The organism is Nonomuraea sp. NPDC050451, from assembly GCF_044458585.1.
Genome location: NZ_JBITHZ010000039.1, coordinates 1 through 18,282 on the forward strand (window position 1 = coordinate 1; position 18,282 = coordinate 18,282).

General features: G+C 68.1%; 15 protein-coding genes. 8 read left to right on the top strand and 7 right to left on the bottom strand.

Annotation, left to right across the window (positions count from 1 at the left end):
- Nucleotides 1–91 precede the first annotated feature (91 nt).
- Nucleotides 92–3,577: a protein kinase gene (locus tag ACIBI9_RS55805; RefSeq protein WP_397235568.1), complete on the bottom strand. Its 3,486-nt coding sequence runs from the start codon at nucleotides 3,575–3,577 to the stop codon at nucleotides 92–94.
- 504 nt (nucleotides 3,578–4,081) lie between these two features.
- A complete protein-coding gene (locus tag ACIBI9_RS55810) occupies nucleotides 4,082–5,194 on the bottom strand; it encodes a hypothetical protein (protein WP_397235569.1) in 1,113 nt (370 codons plus the stop codon).
- Nucleotides 5,195–6,252: 1,058 nt separating this feature from the next.
- Between ACIBI9_RS55810 and ACIBI9_RS55815 the strand changes: the two genes are divergently transcribed.
- Nucleotides 6,253–6,474: a hypothetical protein gene (locus tag ACIBI9_RS55815; RefSeq protein WP_397235674.1), complete on the top strand. Its 222-nt coding sequence runs from the start codon at nucleotides 6,253–6,255 to the stop codon at nucleotides 6,472–6,474.
- Between the two features lie 179 nt (nucleotides 6,475–6,653).
- A complete protein-coding gene (locus ACIBI9_RS55820; protein WP_397235570.1) occupies nucleotides 6,654–7,958 on the top strand; it encodes an aminoglycoside phosphotransferase family protein in 1,305 nt (434 codons plus the stop codon).
- Nucleotides 7,959–7,994: 36 nt separating this feature from the next.
- Here ACIBI9_RS55820 and ACIBI9_RS55825 read toward each other — a convergent pair whose 3' ends face one another.
- On the bottom strand, nucleotides 7,995–8,909 hold the full coding sequence (locus ACIBI9_RS55825; RefSeq protein ID WP_397235571.1) for an NAD(P)-dependent oxidoreductase: 915 nt from the start codon (nucleotides 8,907–8,909) through the stop codon (nucleotides 7,995–7,997).
- Nucleotides 8,910–8,947: 38 nt separating this feature from the next.
- Here ACIBI9_RS55825 and ACIBI9_RS55830 point away from each other — a divergent pair, with 38 nt between their 5' ends.
- A complete protein-coding gene (locus tag ACIBI9_RS55830; protein WP_397235572.1) occupies nucleotides 8,948–9,526 on the top strand; it encodes a TetR/AcrR family transcriptional regulator in 579 nt (192 codons plus the stop codon).
- A 161-nt stretch (nucleotides 9,527–9,687) separates the two neighbouring features.
- Nucleotides 9,688–9,861, top strand: a complete 174-nt coding sequence (locus ACIBI9_RS55835; protein ID WP_397235573.1) for a hypothetical protein — start codon at nucleotides 9,688–9,690, stop codon at nucleotides 9,859–9,861.
- A gap of 180 nt (nucleotides 9,862–10,041) precedes the next feature.
- Here ACIBI9_RS55835 and ACIBI9_RS55840 read toward each other — a convergent pair whose 3' ends face one another.
- Both ACIBI9_RS55840 and ACIBI9_RS55845 read right to left on the bottom strand, forming a co-directional pair.
- Nucleotides 10,042–10,356, bottom strand: coding sequence for a hypothetical protein (locus tag ACIBI9_RS55840; protein WP_397235574.1), 315 nt, complete (start codon nucleotides 10,354–10,356; stop codon nucleotides 10,042–10,044).
- 290 nt (nucleotides 10,357–10,646) lie between these two features.
- Entirely contained in the window at nucleotides 10,647–11,270 is a 624-nt protein-coding gene (locus ACIBI9_RS55845; protein ID WP_397235576.1) for a DJ-1/PfpI family protein, read from the bottom strand.
- A gap of 93 nt (nucleotides 11,271–11,363) precedes the next feature.
- Between ACIBI9_RS55845 and ACIBI9_RS55850 the strand changes: the two genes are divergently transcribed.
- Both ACIBI9_RS55850 and ACIBI9_RS55855 read left to right on the top strand, forming a co-directional pair.
- A complete protein-coding gene (locus tag ACIBI9_RS55850) occupies nucleotides 11,364–12,701 on the top strand; it encodes a PLP-dependent aminotransferase family protein (protein ID WP_397235577.1) in 1,338 nt (445 codons plus the stop codon).
- Between the two features lie 822 nt (nucleotides 12,702–13,523).
- Nucleotides 13,524–14,270: a hypothetical protein gene (locus ACIBI9_RS55855; RefSeq protein ID WP_397235578.1), complete on the top strand. Its 747-nt coding sequence runs from the start codon at nucleotides 13,524–13,526 to the stop codon at nucleotides 14,268–14,270.
- A gap of 399 nt (nucleotides 14,271–14,669) precedes the next feature.
- Here ACIBI9_RS55855 and ACIBI9_RS55860 read toward each other — a convergent pair whose 3' ends face one another.
- A complete protein-coding gene (locus ACIBI9_RS55860) occupies nucleotides 14,670–14,885 on the bottom strand; it encodes a hypothetical protein (RefSeq protein ID WP_397235579.1) in 216 nt (71 codons plus the stop codon).
- 119 nt (nucleotides 14,886–15,004) lie between these two features.
- Here ACIBI9_RS55860 and ACIBI9_RS55865 point away from each other — a divergent pair, with 119 nt between their 5' ends.
- Together ACIBI9_RS55865 and ACIBI9_RS55870 are read left to right on the top strand one after the other, a co-directional pair.
- Nucleotides 15,005–15,571, top strand: a complete 567-nt coding sequence (locus ACIBI9_RS55865) for an ArsR/SmtB family transcription factor (RefSeq protein WP_397235580.1) — start codon at nucleotides 15,005–15,007, stop codon at nucleotides 15,569–15,571.
- Nucleotides 15,572–15,581: 10 nt separating this feature from the next.
- Complete coding sequence (locus ACIBI9_RS55870) at nucleotides 15,582–15,752, top strand: hypothetical protein (RefSeq protein WP_397235581.1); 171 nt, start codon at nucleotides 15,582–15,584, stop codon at nucleotides 15,750–15,752.
- A gap of 1,078 nt (nucleotides 15,753–16,830) precedes the next feature.
- Here ACIBI9_RS55870 and ACIBI9_RS55875 read toward each other — a convergent pair.
- The gene (locus ACIBI9_RS55875; RefSeq protein WP_397235582.1) at nucleotides 16,831–17,916 is read right to left on the bottom strand and encodes a GRAS family protein; all 1,086 of its coding nucleotides are present in this window, start codon (nucleotides 17,914–17,916) and stop codon (nucleotides 16,831–16,833) included.
- Nucleotides 17,917–18,282: the final 366 nt, after the last annotated feature.

Genomic DNA, 18,282 nt, shown 5'->3' on the forward strand with positions numbered 1-18,282 from the left:
GACAGCTACCTCGCCGGCCTTCACCTACGCGGAGCCATCTTGTGGATCCGAAGCCTTCAACCCATCTGAAGATCTGAACTCCGTACAGGCCCTAGGGGCACATCGTGAACGGTTCGATGCCAGGCAGGTGGCGGGACCATTCACCGGCGGTGAGCGTACGACCGGCGCGCTCGCACAGGGTCGCGGCCACGTGCCGCTCGTCCACGTCGTGCACACGGATCGTGCCGTCGGGGGCGGCGGTGTGGAGTTTCGTGCCGTCCGCGGAGAATGCCACCCACCCGCCGTCGGCGCCGTCCGCCGCCTGCTTGCCATCGAAGACGACGCCCAGCGGTCGCCGGCTCGGCACGTCCCAGAGGCGTACGCGCAAGCCCTTCTCGTACGTCGCGATCGTGCGCCCATCAGGCGACCAGGCCAGCATGGTGACCTCGCTGCCCGGCACCGCGGGGAACTCGGCGATTCTGGTCCTGACGTCGCCGTCCCACAGAGAGAGTCGGCCAGGCCCGGAGAAGGCCACCTGCCGGCCGTCCGGGCTGAAGGCGAAGGCGCCGGCGAGCTGCCCGGTGCCCTGTTCGGGAGGCCGGGTGGCGCCCTTCTCCGGATCGATGAGCTGGAGCGGGTTTCCGGTCACGAGCAGCCGTCCGTCGGGGCGGAAGGCGAGGTCGTTCGCGCCCGTCCCGGTCTCCGCTTGTCGAGATCCGCGTTCGAGGTCCCACAGTTCGACGCGACCGTGCTCCCCGTAGCGCGACACGGCCAGCGTGCGTCCGTCCGGACTGAACGCCAGCGCCTGGGCGCCCTGCTCGACGCCGCCCCCCAGCTTGAGCCGGGCCGACACCTTATACCCGGGCAGATCCACGAGGTGGACCGTGTTGTCGGCGGCCAAGGCGAGCCGGCGGCCGTCGGGACTGAAGGCGGTCGCGCCGCCACCGCCCGACCGGCTGATCAGTTTCATCAAAGCGCGGCCCGTCGCCGCGTCCCTGACCTCTACCCGGTCCCCCCAGATCGCGGCCAGCACGCGCGTGGAGGGAGCCAGCCGTACGTTCCCGCCCTCGCTGCCGCCGCCGATCGGCGGGTCGAACACCATCGAGACGTCCTCGGTGTGGACGGCGCCGTGTTCGTCCAGGTAGCGGACGGCCCGGTCGGCGAGGTCGAAGCGGAGCCCGCCGGCGAAGGCGGGCAGGGCCTGGCTGTACACCGTGTTAAAGAAGGCGGGCATGGCTTGGCTGTACACCGTGTCAGGGGTGGAGCGCCGCTGAAAGGTCAGTCGCTCCCGGCCGCCCCAGTTGGCGATGAAAGCGTCGCCGAAGACGAAACCGGCCTCCGGGCCTACCCCGCCCCCCGTGCCCATCCCGCCCTCCTGGCTCATCACCTCCTCACCGGACGGCAGCTCGAACATGCGGATCCTGCTCGTCTCTTTCGAATTCACCACCTCCGTGGTCATCATCAGCTTGCCGTCGTCGCTGAAGGTGGTCTGGTTGATGACGCCCTTGTCCCGCTCGAGCGGCGGGATCGGCGTTCTCTTGCCCCGGCGCAGGTCCCACAACTCCGCGTCATGGCCTTTCACCACGTAGCCGAAGCGGCCGTCCCGGCTGATCGCGTTGAGCGCGGCTCCCGAGGGAGCGGTGAGCTGCTTACGCTTGGCGACGTCCCACCATTCGGGCAGGGCTTTCGCTCCCCAGGGGATGGCGAGGTAGCGCCCGGAGGCGTCGAAGCTCAGTGCGCCGCCGCCCGATTGCCTGCCTTGACGGGCGATGGGGGCGCCGAGCGGCCTTCCGGCGCGCGTGTCCCACAGCCGTACCCCCTCGTGGTCGAGGAGGGCCAGGGTGTGCCCGTCGGGGGCGAGCGCGGCTTGGGACACCTCCGCGCTCACCCCGGACAGCACGCCGATCCGCCGTTGGCCGGGGACGTCCCAGATCCTGGCTGTCCCGCCGTCCACGGACACGAGCACGCGGCCGTCCTGGCTGAGGTTCTGCACGGTCGCGGCCGTGTAGTCGGGGTCGAGGAAGACGGAGGCCGCGGTCTGAGAGAGCGAGTCGTAGAGCGCGCCGCGGGTCTCGGGCAGCTCCGGGCTCAACCGCCAGCCGGCCACGCTCAGCAGCTTGGCGACCTGAGGATCGCTCTGCCGCAGGTCGGCGGCTCGCAGCGCGAGCTCCCGCGCCAGCGCGTCGTCGCGCTGGCGGCTCGACTCCCTGCGCAGGTACTCCGCGGTGCCGAGCCCGCCGAGCGCGACCACGAGCAGTACGGCCAGGGCCGCCGCGACCAGACGGCGTCTCCTCGCCCTCCCACGGGCCAGGTTCACCGCCTCGTCGAGGAACGCGCGTTCACGCCGTCCCAGCGTGAGGTCCTTGTGCGCGGTGGCGGCCCACTGCAGCGTCCGGTCGAGTGCCGAGCCCTGCAGCAGGTCGGCCGGTCTTCTGCCGTGCTCATTCCACAGCGCGGCCGCCTCGGCGAGTCGCCGGTGGACGGGCAGCCCTTCGCGGTTGCCCGCCACCCAGTCGCGTAGCCGGGGCCAGGCGTGCAGGAGGCCGGGCGTGGCCAGTTCGTACGCGGCACCGGACCGCGTGACCAGGCCCGCGGCGCCGAACACGGTGAGCATCGCGTCCACGGCCTGCGAGCCCGGCAGCTCGTCCCTGCCGACGGGCCGGAGTTCGTCGCCGTCGATCATCCGCAGGAACACCTCGGGCACCGTCGCCCGCTCGGCCTCGGTCAGCTCGGCGTAGAGCTCCTCCGCGATCGCGCCCAGATCGGGCTCGGGCCGTCCGGTCAGGGCACCCGCCTGCGTAAGCCCGCGTTCGAGCAGGTCGTCGCCGCGGCGGAGCGGTGCCTCGCCGCCATGGCCCAGCAGCCGCAGCAGCACCTCCCCGGCGGCCGGCCGCTCGGTGGGATCCCGGGCAAGCGCTGCGGCCACCAACGCATCCAGGGGCTCAGGCAGGCCGCACGCGTCCGGCTCGAACTCCATCACCCGCCCGATGACGGCGGCCGGATCCCCCGCCTCAATCACGTCCTCGCCCCGGGCCGCGAACAGCACCACCATCGCCCACGCCCACAGGTCAGCCGCCTCGCTGGCGCCGCGTCCCGAGAACACCTCCGGCGGCATGTATCCGGGCGTGCCCATGATCGGCCCGCTCGTCGTCGGCCCCACCTCACGGGCCACACCGAAATCGATCACGCGCGGCCCGTCCGGCCCCATGATGATGTTGTCCGGCTTGAGATCGCGATGCACGATCCCGTCCTGGTGGATGGCGGTCAGCGCGGTCGCCACCCCGATCGCCAGCCGGTGCAGCGCGTCCTTCTCGTACGACCCCGACTCCGCCACCACCCGCCTCAGGCTCGGCCCTGGCACGAACTCGCTGACGACGTACAGCGGCGCCGAATCGACCTGTGCCTCGATCACCTTGGCGGTGCAGAACGAGGCCACCCGCTGGGCCGCCGCCGCCTCCTTCGCGAGTCTGGCGCGTGATTCGGCGCTGTCGTACCTGGGGACCTTGATCGCGACCCGCTCTCCCACCTCCCCGTAACCCTCGTAGACGACGCCCTGGCCGCCCGCGCCCAGCCGGCCGGCCAGCCAGTAACGACCCAAACGCCGCGGGTCGGATGGGGTGAGAGGAACCATTGAGCGTGCCATTTCGGGAAACTCCGGACGGGCTGAAGGTCAAGGACATCTGTCGGATGCTGAACACCGGCGTGGAGCCCAAGCACGCCGAGAGCGTACGCATGGTCGGCCGCGCGCTCAATGAACCTTTTCAGGCTCCGCGGCAAGTGCCCTGGTCACAGCATGATCGCGATGCCGGTGTTGGGTCGGCTGCTCCTTCGCGTGTGCAGCGGCCTTCACACAGGTTCCAGTCTTCCTCCGGTTCACCCGCAGATCACCTGCTCCTGGACGACGAGGTCGAGCTCTCAGCCATCGAGGAGTCGTCCGCATCGGCCCAGTCCGCGCCGATCACCACCGTCGCCGGCGTACAGGCTCGCGGGCCGATGCCCAGCATCAGGCGCGGTACATCCAGGGGAATGCGCCGGACGCGGGCCGGAGACCCCGCCGGGGCCGCCTGCACCACTGACCGCGACCGGGCGCCTACGCGTGAGGTCACTTGGCGTGTGGATAGGCGACCATGGTGTTTGTGGAGTCGTCCCAGAACAGACCGTATCCGGAGTAGTCGCCGAAGGGAGCCACGACGTAGTTGCCGAGCTGGACCTGGCCTGTGGCGAGGTCGATGGTGACCCGCGGGTCGGCCTGGTCGGCAGTCGAGGCGCCGATACCGAAGGCGACGCCGTCATCGGTCACACCGGTCAGATGGACCGGCTTGTCTCGGTCAGTCTCCTCGAAGCAGTGGCCGGTGCCTTTGTCCAAGTCGAAGGCCGTGTGGCTGCGGACGAGATAGCGTCCGTCGGCAGACAGGGAGGCCCCCTTGGAGTCGTCGGCCGTCACGCGCTGATCCGGCGCACAGTCGACCTTGGCGCGAGCCTTTCCCGTGGTGGGGTCCAGGACGGCCCACGTGTCGTTGGGCGCGCCTTCGTCGCGCCACTGCGCGACGAGGGAGTCCTTGACCGGGGCGATGAAGATCTTGTGATCGCTGTCGGTGGTGAGGGTTCCGCCTGACCAGGCTCCCGGCACCCAGTAGTGGCGGCGCGGCTGGGTGTTGGTGGCCAGCAGCGGCCCGCGAGGGGTGACCGCTACGGCCTTGGTCGAGCCGAAACACAGCTTGCACTCGCCGGCTGGGGGTTTCATCTTGCGCAGGTCGTACGTCTTCGTCGCACCTGTGGCCGGATCCACGGTCACCACCACGTCGTTGTCCAGCTTCACCAGCAGTCCGCCACCGCCGTTGGTGACCACACCCTCGCCGTCCAGTTCGAGATGGTGAGCCGGCTTGACTCCGTCTCCAGCGGCACGGGCGGGGAAGATGTCGATCGTCGTGACCTGCCGGCCCTTGCTGACCACGTCGGCGCCCTGAAAGCCGGACGCGGAGGCGACCAGGTAGTCCTTTCCCTGCACGGTGACCGAGAGCGCTGACATCAGGCCGGGGCCCTTCACCTCGCTCTTCCACAGGCTTTGGCCGCTGGTCACATCGAGCACGGTGAAGGTGCCGTCGTTCTTGCCGCCCTGCCGGAAGACGGCGACCGCTCCGGAGTGCGGCAGGGTCAGCTGGTCCCCCGGCAGGTCGGACTCCCAGCCGCGGGAGGTGTCGTAGAGGCTGGGCACCGACAGCTGTGTTTTGGGCGCGACACGCTCAGGGGAGGCGGACGAGGACGGCGTCGGCGTGCTGGTCCGGGGTCCGTGCGTCCCTCCCGAGTCATCGCTTCCCGTACCTCCTCCGCAGGAGGCGAGGAGGCCGACAGCCGCCACTGCGGCGAGTACGCACCTGGGCCGATTCACACGAATCCTCCATTCAGCAGAACGCGTCGGTTGGCTCGACCGCCGAGATCGCCGCAAAGTTCCGGGGACGTTTTCGACCTGAACAGGTCGCGGATCTGGCATCGTTGCTCGCCCATTGCCCCCGGTACGAACGCGATCAATCCCTGGCTGCGACGCACTCACCACTGGCCGACCGTGTGGCCGACCCTGCCGAGCCGGTCGTGATGCGGCCGCACTTGTACGGCACTTTGGAACTCGATATGAGCAAGCACCTGGAACGGGACGAGCAGAACGCGGGCCTGACTCGATCGTTTACTGCATGGCCCGGGTCCCCTACCCTGGACACTTGTCATGGCTACGGGCGAGTGGACGCCACGGCGTTCACCCACCCTTCGATCCGCTTCCGGCCACTTCAAGGGCGACGGAAACCCTCTCCACCTCGACCGGGACCACCTGGCGACGACGCTGCCCTCTGGTGAAGGCAGACGACTTCGTAAAGGTGCGGATCGGGCATGCCGAGCTCAAGCATGGGGCTCATGCGATCGGCGTTGGCTCGCCGGGAGGTGTTCGAACGCCTCCCTGTTCTGCATTGCCGGTAGTTGACTACGCGGGTGCCGTCGAGGCCACCCGTACGTTCCCGTCCCCTTCACTCGGCCATAGACCCAGAGGTTGTCGTATCGGTTCCGCACCCAGCAGTGGAAGTAAATCCCCTGCGGAGCCTGGCCACGCTCCCACACCGGTCCGCCCGCGGCCCTTTCTTGAGGTTGTAGGGGTCCTTCATCACGCCGTAGCCGCTGTCCAGGTTGGACCGCTGAGTTGTCCCGAATCGCATGGTCCCCCTTTGTCTTGTTGATCAGCTGGCGATCCATATGGTGCGCTGGGTGGTGTTGAGAACTTGTTGAGTATTGGTTGAGGGGGGAACGCCCAGCCACGCGCCGGTCGATGGCATCCACGTCGACGTCCGGCTGGAGGAGCGCAAGCTGTGCCTGCTGGTGGTGATCGGCGTGCGCGCTGACGGGCGTAAAGAACGTGTCGCCTTGGCCGACGGCGACGGCAGGCAACTGGCGCTACTGGGGGCGAGCGATCTGCGCGACGACGAATGCATCGAGATTGCTCACGTTCCGTAGTGGAGCTGGGAAGTGGATGTGCCACGGTGCCATCAGGGAAGGAACTGACCGGCCGATACACTCACCGCCGAGTCCCGGCCAGGAACATGATCGTTGTCAGCGCCAACGGCTGTCCGCTCGTTCCAAGTAACCCCCGAACACCGTCGATACTTGGAGGCTTGATCATGTCGTCCAGATCCGTGGAAGCCGTGCTGGTCATCGTCGACCAGGACGGTGCCGTGCTGTGCGACATGGCCGGCGGCAATCCGACGCTGCCGCGGATGCCCTTCGACGGCAGGTGGCCGCCGATGGACAGCGAGCTGACGGATCGCGTTCGTCGCGAACTCGGGCTGACCACAGTGGTCCTGGAGCTGTTGGACTTTACGACGGTGGTCCTGCTGGCGGCGGACCGGGCGCGGCCGGTCCGCGCCGATGGGTTCGCGTGGCACGGTCATGATGCGGTGACCGGGCAGAGCCGGGTACTCGACCGCCGGGCGGCGCGATCCCGTCCGCCCGCCTCCGACTGGTTTCGGCCTGGCTGGTTCGAGCGAGCCGAGTCCTACATCGACGGGGAGTTAAAGGGTGCCGGTCGCGTGCGGCTCGGTCCGAGCCGCCAGATCAAGCACTGGAGCATGTCCGCCGTGCTCCGCACGCCGACTGACCGGGGTGACGTGTACCTGAAGGCGGTCCTGCCGAGGCTGGCTCGCGAACCGGAAATCACTCGATACCTGGCGTCATTGCGCATCGCGCCCTTCGCCCACATCATCGCGATGTCACCCGGTGACCGCTGGTGGCTCGCCGAGAACTTCGGCGGTGTGGACGGCTGGGCGGTCTCCACAGAGCAGCGTCGCGCATGCTTGACACAGCTAATCATGGTGCAGAAGGAGACCATTCACCGCGGGGACGAGTTGATCGCCGCAGGATGTGTCCCGCTCACTTCGGCCTCGCTGGCCGACGGCGTACGGTCGATCATGGCCCGCGACGACATCTGGCGGGCGCCCAAGCTTGCGAAGAACCTGGACCGGGCGCTGACCGACGAGGAGGCCGACCGGCTGCAGGCACTGACGCCGTATCTGCTCGAGTGCGTCGAGCGCCTGGACGGGGCGGCCATCCCGGCGACGATCGTCCACCGCGATTTCCACCCGGGCAATGTGGTCGTGCGCGACGGCGAGATCCTGTTGCACGACTGGAGCTTCGCCACCGTCGCGAACCCGTTGTTCGATCTGGCCTCATGGCTGCTCGACGTGTCCGAGCCGGATGCCGCGGCCTACCTCGACGCCTGCTTCGCCGCCTGGGCCGACATCGTCGCTCCGGAACGGATGCGGGACGCATGGCGCGTGGCCAAGCCGCTCGCCGCGGTGGTGGAGATGATGAAGCTGATCGAGCTGGCCGACATCGTCGGACCGGATCACGACTTCAACTGGCTGCCGATGACTTACGGTTGGGGCCGGCGGCTGCTGAACGCGGCCGCCGACCCCGACCTGACCATCAACGGTTGGCGATAGTAGGGCTCATCGGCCGTACGGCTGGCCGTCGCCCGCCTACCGGACCGCGGCCCGAATCGTCGCCGCCGTACGCTCCTCGATCGCGCGGATCACCGCCACCATGTCGGTGCCGCCGAGCCCCAAGGCGGCGCTCTCGCCGAACAGGGCGTGGCAGACGTCAAGCAGCGGCGAGACGATCCCGGCCGCGCGCGCCGCCTCAGCGATCCGCCGGCAGTTGTTATCCAGGACGTCGGAGATCGCGGCCTGCACGGCGAAGTCCCGGTCGACCAGCTTGGCCGCCTTCGCCTGGGACACGCTGCTCGCCATAGGCCCTGCGTCGAGCACGCTCACGAACCGCCGCAGGTCCAGGCCGTGACGGTCGGCGAAATGGGTCGCCTCGGCCAGGCCGGTGACCATGGTGATCAGGAACAGGTTGACCGAAAGCTTCATGAGCAGCGCGTTCGGGACCGGCCCGCACCCGATCGTCTCATGGCACATCGAGCGGAGCAGCGGGAGTACGTCCTCCGTGCCCGGCGGCTCGCCGGCCACCATCGCCACGAGCCGCCCGGCCTCGGCCGGCTTGCGCGAGCCCGAGACCGGCGCCTCGACATAGGCGCCGCCGGCGGCGCGGATGTCGGCTTCCAGCCCGCGTGAGTATTCCGGCGAGGTTGTCCCCATGTGAACGATGGCGTGCCGCGCGACGTACGTCTCGAACGCAGGGGTGCCCCGGCCCAGGACGGCGTCGATCGCCGTGTCGTCGGCCAGCATGAGGATCACGGTACGCGCCTGCTCGAACACCTCGGCGGGGCGCGCCACCACCTTCGCGCCTGCCGCGCGCAGCGGCTCGCTCCTGGCCGCTGAGCGGTTCCAGACGACGATCTTCATCCCCGCCCGCGCCAGGTTGAGCGCCATGGGCTGCCCCATGACGCCGAGGCCGATGAAACCCGCGTCCATGACCACCTCCCCGGCCATCGTACTATGACAAGCGTCATGAAGGGAGAGGTGGTCAGATGGCGCACGGGCCGAGAGAGCGCATGGTCTACAGCGCGGCGCAGCTGCTGCGGACGCGGGGGGTGACAGGGACCGGCATCCGCGATGTGGTCGAGCACGCGGGCGCGCCGCGGGGGTCATTCCAGCACTACTTTCCCGGCGGCAAGGACCAGCTCGTCGGCGAGGCGCTGCTCTGGGCCGGCGACTTCGCGGCCGAGCGGGTCGCCTCCTACGCGCGCACCGCCGCCGACCCGTCACCGGCCGGGCTCTTCGCCCACATGGTGGAGCAGTGGAAGGCCGAGTTCTCGGTGCGCGGCTACGAGCGCGGCTGCCCTGTGATGGCCACGGTCGCCGACCTGGCGGGCGGGGAGTCCGCGGTCAACGAGCAGGTACGTGCCGCACTCGGACGGTGGGAGCGCGCGGTGGCCGCCGAGCTGGTGCGGCTGAGCGTGCCCGGGGAGCGCGCGGGCGCGGTGGCGACGCTGATGATCGGTGCTCTGGAAGGCGCGATCATGTTCGCCAGAGTCCGTAGGAACGTCGGTCCGCTGGACGCCGTGGTCGCCGAACTATCGCCCTTGCTGGACTCGTACCAGACCTGATGGCCGGGCCCTCCCAACGGCACCCGCCAGGCTATCCGGCGCTCCAATACACGGGTCCACTCCCTGCCCCGCGGGAGCTCCGCCAGCAACCGCACCCGCAGGCCGGCGAGAGCGGCGTCCGGCGGGGTGAGGTCGGTTCCGGCGACGCGCTGATCCGCGCCATGCGCCTGGTGGCCGCCGCGCTGTCCGGGATGGCCACCGCCGCCCGAGCCGCGCGTGACCCGATGCGCGACGCCGGGGAGGCCCTCATCAAGGCCGCGACCGTGCTGCAGGAGGCCGCGAAAGAGGCGCACAGCCTCCGCGCGATGGGCGAGCTGATGACCATGACCGACTGACGACCGCCTGTGACCTGCAACGCACCTTGGCCGGGGATCTGCCACATTATTGGCCGGATGTCACTCCTAGTGACGGGCCCCTGAGCCAGATCACGTTAGGTGGAATCTGACCGCGGTTGTGCCGTTCCGGCGGCTGGCGTACGCATGGCGCCGCACCTTCTGCTGCGGCGCCATACTCACTCATGCGGGGTATTTCCCGGTCGGCCTTTCGGGCATCCGGCCATCTTCTTCACGTGCGCGGTCAGCTCGCGAGTGAACTAAGAGCCGGTCCGGCTGCGCCCAGACGAGCACCTGCCCCGATGCTGTCGGCACCGCATCGCGGACGAACCAGTTGCCCGGCACCCGCTGGGCGCGGTCCGACCTCTTGCCGACCCTGAACTCCTCGATCGAGCCGTCCCGCTCGGCCCGTACCTCGTCCATCTGCGCGCTGCCCTTGAAATCCCTGGGAATGCGGAACGAGACCACGCATCGGCCGCCGAGGGACTCGCGCTCCACCGACTCCTCCTCGATGCGGGCTCCCTCCGAATTCTCCCCGCCACCGCCACCTGGCCGCGCGGTCGACGACGAACTCGCCAAGCTCGACCCGGCCGGCTACCGGCCGCTGCGCTCCCGCTGCCCAGACCCGACGTGAGCCGCCGGGCGTAGATCGTTTCCGCTGCAGCCATCTCCCCCGACGTCGGGAGTGCCATGAATTACCTGAGAGTCCGATAGGTGGGGCCACGAACGAGCGGCCAGGCTGCCCGGGGGCGTGGCTTCCTGGCCGGTCGCTGCTTGCGGCTCGTTGTTCAGACGAGCACCGGCGTGGGAGCGGGCAGGTAGGGGGTGATGTTGCGCCAGGCGCGCTCGATGTATTCCTCCTTTTCGCCGACCGGGGCGACATAGTGCAGCGCGCTTTCGGCGGCGTCGTTGCCCTCGAGGCGGGCGATGATCCAGGCGGCGAGGTAGTGCGAAGCCAGGCAGCCGCCGGCGGTGGCGATGTTGTCCTTGGCGTAGAAGGGCTGGTTGAGCACCTCGACGCCGGCGGCGATGACCCAGGGCTTGGTGGTCAGGTCGGTGCAGGCGGGGATGTCGTTGAGCAGGCCGAGCTTGGCCAGCACGAGCGCGCCGGAGCACTGCGCCGCGATGAGTTGGCGCGAGGGGTCCAGGCCGCGCAGGATGTTCATGATCGCCGGGTCTTCGACGACCTCGCGGGTGGCGATGCCACTGCCGACGATGACGGCGTCAGCGGCGCACGCCTCCTCAAGAGTGGACATCTGTTCGATGACCACTCCGTTCATCGACGTCACCTTGGGGGCGCGGGTGGCGATGGTGACGCGCCAGTCGTCGGTCTTGACGCGGTTGAGTACTCCGAGCGCGATCAGAGAGTCGAGCTCGTTGTAGCCCTCGAAGGTGAGGATGGCGATGTGCACGGCGGTCGTCCTTCCGCATAGGTGGGGTGAGTCTTGACGGTAAGGACCCGCGACCATGACGGTCAAAGAATTGTCATGGGTACAATTCGGTGCATGGCAGCCTCGCGGTACAAAATGCTGGTCGACGCGCTCGCGTCCGACATCCGTACGGGGCGGCTCGCCGCAGGCGTGCGGCTGCCGACACACCGCGGGCTCGCCGCCCGTGAGGGCATCGCCGTGGTGACCGCGACTCGGGTGTACGCCGAGCTGGAAGCGATGGGTCTGGTGAGCCGGGAACAGGGCCGCGGAACGTTCGTGCGTGACATTGCGGTTCCCGCCGGCCACGGCATCGATCAGCTGGTCGTCGCCACGGACACGGTCGACCTCACCTTCAACTATCCGTCGCTGCCCGGCCAAGCCGATCTCCTACGGCAGGCCCTGCGAGAGGTGGCCACCTCCGGTGAACTCGACTCGCTGCTGCGCTACCAACCACAGCGTGGGCGTCCCCAGGATAGAGCCTCGATCGCACGGCACCTGAGGCGTCGAGGAATCACTCCTGACGCGGATCAGATCCTCATCGTCAACGGTGCGCAGCACGGCCTGGCCATCACTGTCATGGCCGCGCTCAACGCCGGCGACGTCGTCGCGGTCGACGCGCTCACCTACCCGGGTTTCAAGGTGCTCGCGCACACCCTTCAACTCGACCTGGAGCCCATACCCACCACCACCGACGGCCCGAATCTCGATGCTCTTGAGAAGCTGTGCGCTACCCGCCCTGTACGCGCGATCTACACCATGCCCACCTTGCACAACCCTCTGGGCTGGGTCATGCCGGCAACGGACCGAACCCGCCTGATCGAGCTCGCTCGACAGCACGATTCGCTCATCATCGAAGACGCCGCATACGCCTACCTGGTCGAAGACCCTCCACCGCCTCTGGCTGCAAGTGCACCGGACATCACCGTCTACGTCTCGGGGCTGTCCAAGAGCGTCGCCACCGGCCTCCGGGTCGGCTTCGTCGTCGCCCCGCCGTCTATGGTGCCGTCGCTCGAACGCGCGATTCGGGCGACCACCTGGAACACCCCGGCCCTCACCACCGCGATCGCCTGCCGCTGGCTCGACGACGGCACGGTGGACCACTTGGAAACGCAGAAACGAGACGACGCCAAGGCCCGCCAGTCACTAGCCAGACAAGAGCTGGCAGGCCTACCACTCATCAGCCACCCCTCGTCCTACTTCACCTGGCTGACGCTGCCCGACGACGCACGCGCCGATCGCCTGACCGCCACCCTCGCGCGCCAGCACATCTCGGTAAGCACGGCTGAGCCCTTCACCACCTCGAAGCACACACCACAGGCGCTCCGCCTCGCTCTCGGCTCGACCGATCTGGACCGCCTCCAGTCGACGCTGCGCACAGTGCGACGAGTCGCTATCGAGGACGCCTACGTCTGAACTCCACTCGACCAGCCGATTCCCGCCCGCGCCAACGTCTGCGTACGAAAGTCCGTCGGCCCGAAGTCCTGGGGCCCGGTCGGCCTGCGACCCGAGACTGATGAGCAAAACACCGCAGCCGTCTTCCCCCGGAACCGACGGCCTCAAGACCTCTCAACAGCCGCAAAGGAACGACGTTGGTCCTGTGCCAACGTGCGCCACAGCTCGTGGAGGGGGCGGCCGGCCCCGATCACACCTCGGCAACGACCGCCCAGCCGCAGGAGACCAGCCCGGTATGCCCAGCTCCAGCAACGGCGCCGCCCCAGGCCCCCGGCGGCACCATCGTCCAAAGTGCCGCAACGCTTCGGAGATCACCGCCGTCTACGGCCGCCACCGCAAGAGACTGGTGTACGTGGACCCGCCGTCATGGCAACACCCAGGAGCGGGACTTCCGGCACGAGATGGGCGGCGAGGTGGTGCACCGGCTCCTCACCGAAGCCCTGCACGCCTGCCGCGCCACCGTCGTCATCTCCGGGTACGGCAACCCGCTCTTCGGCGAGGAGCTGTGTCGCGGCTGGCACCGCCACAGCGCTGGAGGCCGGCCCCAGCAGCCAGCCAGTGCGGACATAGGAGAGCCGTACCGAGGTGCTCTGGTCCTATTGCATCCTGCTCTGGTCGATCCCGCCGAACACAGCCTTCCGCCGCGTATCTGGACAATCCCGGCCATTCCGTGCCAGTAGTCTGCGGCGCCGCCGCCGCACTGATCCAGCAGGTTGACCTTGCCAACCGTGTACCGCGGAGCCGTGGCCCTTTCGTGACCCGCTTCCGGCATGATCACGGCCCATGAAGAAGACGATCACAGTTCTGGTTGCCGGCTGTGCCTTTCTGGTGACGGCTACCCCTGCGCAGGCTGCTGCTCCCAAGGATCCCGTCCGAGCTCTGAAGAGCAAGCTGGTTTCCGGGCACGGGGTACGGTTCACCGAGACCACCACCCTCATCGGAGACGGCAAGGTCAAGCTGCAGAGCCGCAAGGGAACGTTCCAGTTCAACGCCAAGGGCATCGCTGCCTCAGACATCACCAGCAAGACGGGCCCCACCGAGCCTGAGCGGACTATCAGCGTCGGCAAGGTCAGCTACACCTCGGGCGGCATCTGGAAAGAGCGCCTTCCAGATGGCAAGACCTGGCTCAAGACCGGCAGCATGCCCGGCGGCGCCGGCGGCTTCTACGGGCAGGTCATCAACCCTGCGGAGCCGGGAACGTTAGCCGCGCTGATCAAGAAGGGCAAGCTGAGCGGAAGCACGATCACAGGAAAGATCACATTCAAGGAACTGGAGAAGGTGTCGCGCTGGTTCGACGCGTCGATCCCGCTGCGCATGCACGACGACACGAAAGTCACCTACACCCTCAGCCTCACCTCGGCAGGGCTCGTGAGCAGGGTGAGGAGCTCGTACGCCGCAACGGGGGTGTTCGACAAGAGCGGCTTCGACGGCAAGACGATCACGATCGACAGCCGCTTCACCGGGTGGGGTGTCAAGGTGTCGATCAAGGCGCCGGACCCGGAGACGGTGACCACTGACGCGGGTTCCTGATTGTTCCGTTGACCGGGCCTGGGCCTTCCGTAAATAAGCGATATGTCGCAGCGGGACCACCTCTTGCGGCACGACGATCCAGGAGGCGTTCTCGGCGATCTCGACGGCCGTGGGTGCTCGGGTGCGCCTGCCGGCACTCCCGCTGCGGACAAACCCCACGTCGGCATGTGTGACTCCGCGCGGTGCCCGCAAGCCACCCATCATCCCTGCCATCGGCCCGCCTGGGCCGAGTTCGCCAACAAGACCAAGACCTTCCTCGGTGAGGCGGCCCCACCCGCAAGACCGAACGCACCCGCCTTCAAGCCCAGCACGACCGCGCTCGACGCCGCCTCCGGAGCCACCGCATGAGGCTCAGCCCGCCATGTTCTTCCCGGGCCGGCTCGGCGGCTAGCGACTTCATTAGTGATGGATAAGGGAGGAGCTGGGTGTGTGGAGTTGCCCCAGTTCAGTGACGCGCTCGCCTGCCAGGCTTTCGAAGCAGGGGCGCAGGAGCTCGACGATGTCATCGGCGAGCGCGCTCAGCTTGTGCAGGTAACGGTCGATGACCGCGCCGGCGATGACGGCGCTGACCAGGCCCGCCCGCAGGTCGGCGTCCTGGTTTGATGTGCCGGGCATCACAGGTGGACGAGGAGGCTCCGCTGCCGAACGCTGACTCCTGCGTCACAACGCGGGGTGATTTCAAGATCCAGTAGACGTCTTGAGCATCTTCATCTGCTGGTCTTACCGTCGTGGCCATGCGACAGATCGATGACTTGGACGTGCTCAAGGTCATGACCAGCCGGTTCCGGATGAAGCTCTTCAGCCTCCTCTTCCGGATTGGCCCGATCACGGTAAGCGAGCTCGCCAGGCGGATGGATGCCGACCCCGGCCAGGTGAGCTATCACCTGCGGCAGATGCAGAAGCATGGCTTGATCGAGGACGTGCCGGAGCTCGCCCGGGACAGTCGGGAACGCTGGGTGCGGTCAGCTATGGGCGGGTTGGCAGTGGTGGACCTCCAAACCCCGGAAGCCAGAGCCGTGGTGCAGGCGTGGACTTCACAGTGGGTGATCGACCAGTTCGAGCGGCTGCGTGACTTCGAACGCACTCACATGACGCTTCCCGAGGACTGGCAGAACGCGGCCTTCGGAAGCAGCCGCCACCTACGGCTCACCACGGATGAGCTCGCGCAGCTCGCCGACCAGCTCGATGCCGTGTTGCAGCCGTGGCGCGAGCTGACCAAATCGCGTGTCGAATCGAACGAGGCTCCGCCGGATACCCGCCCGATCTTCATCTTCTACCACGCATTCCCCGAAGAACCCTGAGGAGCCTTCCATGCATCACATGCATGAAGAGCTCGTCCGCGCGGACCTGGCTGAGCGGCGAGCCGAGGCCGCACGGCTACGCATGATCCCGCCGCGCTCGCGTCGGCGTGTTCTTTCGCGCCTCCGCGGCCGGTTCGCGATCACCCTCCGCCGCCTCGCCGACCACCTCGAACCTGCCTGATAGTCCGTACGGCTAGCTGTGGGCGTAGATCTCCAGAGCACGTCTCGCACGACCTGCACGTCGTTGAGCCTGCGTTGGCTCAGGTGAGACGCAACCGCAGCCCAGCACGCCGGCAAACACCCGCGCCAGGTGTGGTCACTTCTCGCGAACAAACCAGCCGGGACAGCTGGCACATCGGCCTGACAGGTTGCCGCTGTCTGCGATTGTCTTGGAGAACAGCAGTCGGACAGGCAGCTGGTGACGTTGCTCAGCCGAGGAGGTGAAGGAGTGGTCGGCGGCAGAGCGCGCTCTCGCGCCCCACGCGAGCTGGCCGACGATCCGCGGACGTGGCCTCATGCCGATCTGGCCGGCCATCTGCCAGCGGCTCATGTGCAGGCGATCGCCGCCACGCTGGCCGTAGTGCTGGCCGAGCGAGGTCTGAGCCTGCGTGGTATGGCCACCTCCAGCGAGCCCGGCGGAGCCGCGAGCTGCGTGACCCCGTCCATGCTCATCCGCAACCGCCTGCCTCTCACGGCTGGCCGGCCGGGGCGGCGACGCCGGGCGGACTTGTTCCTCTTCGGGGGCCGGCGGACGGACATGACCTTTGACGATAAACGGCATGGTGGCGGGCCCAGATCGAGAACGAGGCGGCATTGCGGACCTGCACAAGGAGAGCGCGGGGCCGCGACCATCGCCCTGTGGAAGTAGCTGGCGACCATCGCCTGGTACGCCTCCTCGTCCCGGCCGAGCGGACACCCTCCCGACAGCGTGCACTCCTGACGTCACCCCCGGGGAAGATCGCGCAGACCTGATAGAAGTTCGTTCTTGATCGATGCGTCCGGGTCATGGAGTCGGTCGTGCAGTTCGTGCACCACCCCGCCTTGAGGGCGGGCGCGGCCGGCTGGCCCTCTCGGATGTGTCCGACCTGATGATCATGCCGATCTGGCCAAGGAAGTCGAACACGTGCTCCTGTAACACCTTGATCCCGCGGCCCTGCGCCCACTGCTGCACGATGCGGGCGAACGTCCGGATCGCCATGGTGCCGTTCGCCGCGCCCATAAGCCATCGCCCCTACCCATACTGCCCGCAGGGTCGCCGGCTACGTCCGCGCAGGCACCGCGTACAGGACGGCGACGAGGGACTCGCCCTCGAATCCGATGCGCACGCTGTCCGGATCCTGACGGACGGCGGCGGGAGTAGCGGCTTCCGGCACCGCGGACGGGGGCACCGGCATCGGGTGGAACCCGGCCTCACGCAGCCGGGCGAGCCAGGTGGCGGTCGGCTCGTGACGTTCGTAGCGCTCCTCGTCGTCGGCCGTGCCGACGATGTCGGCCACCTCGCGGCGGAAGAACAGCTTCATCGCGTTGCGGTCGGCGGCCGCCACCTCCAGCGCGTCTATCAGCCGGAAGACGGCGTGGAAGTGCTCCCACGAGTTGTGGAACCGCTCGAGGAGTGCCACCTGATGATGGTCGGAGTCTGGCTCGCACAGCACCACGATGTCCGGCTCGGCCGCGCGCAAGCTCTCGAAGAACGTGTTCCGCTCGTCCACGCCGGACGGACTGTCCCGGAGGTGGTGCAGCGCGAACGCGGCGTTCATGACCAGCGGACGTGGCGCATGGCGTACCAGGTCCCAGTCCTCGCCGGTCATGTGTTCGGCGAGTCGGGGCACCCCGTGGAAGTCCAGCGTGACACCGGTGTCGCGGATGGCTTGTTCGGCCTGGCGGAGGCTGGCCGCCGCGGGATCCACCCCGATGACCGTCAGTGGTCCGGGTGCCTGATCGCGGTCCGCGAGCGTGCGCAGCACCGCCGCCTCCTGGCCGCCTGAGCCGATCCCCACGGACAGCAGGGTGGCCTCGTCCTGACCCGCGAGGTGCCCGGCAAGGAGCGCGCCGCCGATGCGACCTGCCAGATTCACGATCGGCAGGTGTGCGGCCACCAGGTCGAACAGCTGGATCTGCGGACGCTCGAAGCTGCGGAGATAGAGATTATCTCGCTCGTCTTGGCACGTTCCATGCCGGGCGGCCAAAGCGTCGTGATAGAGGAGATAGAGGAAGTCGTCGCCGCCTGTTTTCTCGGGGTTGATCACACTGCGGAGCTTTTCCAGCCAGCGCCCCGCGGTGTCGGCGCGGCCCGCGTCCGTCTCCTCCACGGCACGGCACAGCAGGTCGAATGCATGGGAATTCACGTTCAAGCCTTCCTTCGACGTTGGTAATGATCGAGGATGCCGCGACGCTCTTGTCATCAACTTGGGATGCGCTTGGCGGCCAGGAATGGGCAAGGACGCGCCCGCGCGACGACATCGGCATGGCTGCCGGGCACCGGTCTCGCCCTCCAGGCCCGTCAGCGGGACCCGCGCACCGAACTCGCGGGCGAGAGCACGTTTCTCGACTCGGAGATCTGCGGGCGTGCCCAAATCCTTGAGACGTCCGTTCTCTCCGAAGACCAGCTCATCTCACGAGAGCTTGCCTTTTCTGCTGCGGCGACCGCTGTGATCGGCTTGGAAATGTCGGCGATCCGGAACAGCGTCAAGTCCGTCACTTTCTCACGACTC

Excerpts from the sequence above, each read along its gene's own strand:
- ACIBI9_RS55855 (WP_397235578.1), top strand. The coding sequence starts at position 13,524 with ATGAAGAAGACGATCACAGTTCTGGTTGCCGGCTGTGCCTTTCTGGTG.
- ACIBI9_RS55825 (WP_397235571.1), bottom strand. The coding sequence starts at position 8,909 with ATGGCCGGGGAGGTGGTCATGGACGCGGGTTTCATCGGCCTCGGCGTC.
- ACIBI9_RS55835 (WP_397235573.1), top strand. The coding sequence starts at position 9,688 with ATGCGCCTGGTGGCCGCCGCGCTGTCCGGGATGGCCACCGCCGCCCGA.
- ACIBI9_RS55860 (WP_397235579.1), bottom strand. The coding sequence starts at position 14,885 with ATGCCCGGCACATCAAACCAGGACGCCGACCTGCGGGCGGGCCTGGTC.
- ACIBI9_RS55870 (WP_397235581.1), top strand. The coding sequence starts at position 15,582 with ATGCATCACATGCATGAAGAGCTCGTCCGCGCGGACCTGGCTGAGCGG.
- ACIBI9_RS55850 (WP_397235577.1), top strand. The coding sequence starts at position 11,364 with ATGGCAGCCTCGCGGTACAAAATGCTGGTCGACGCGCTCGCGTCCGAC.
- ACIBI9_RS55865 (WP_397235580.1), top strand. The coding sequence starts at position 15,005 with ATGCGACAGATCGATGACTTGGACGTGCTCAAGGTCATGACCAGCCGG.
- ACIBI9_RS55830 (WP_397235572.1), top strand. The coding sequence starts at position 8,948 with ATGGCGCACGGGCCGAGAGAGCGCATGGTCTACAGCGCGGCGCAGCTG.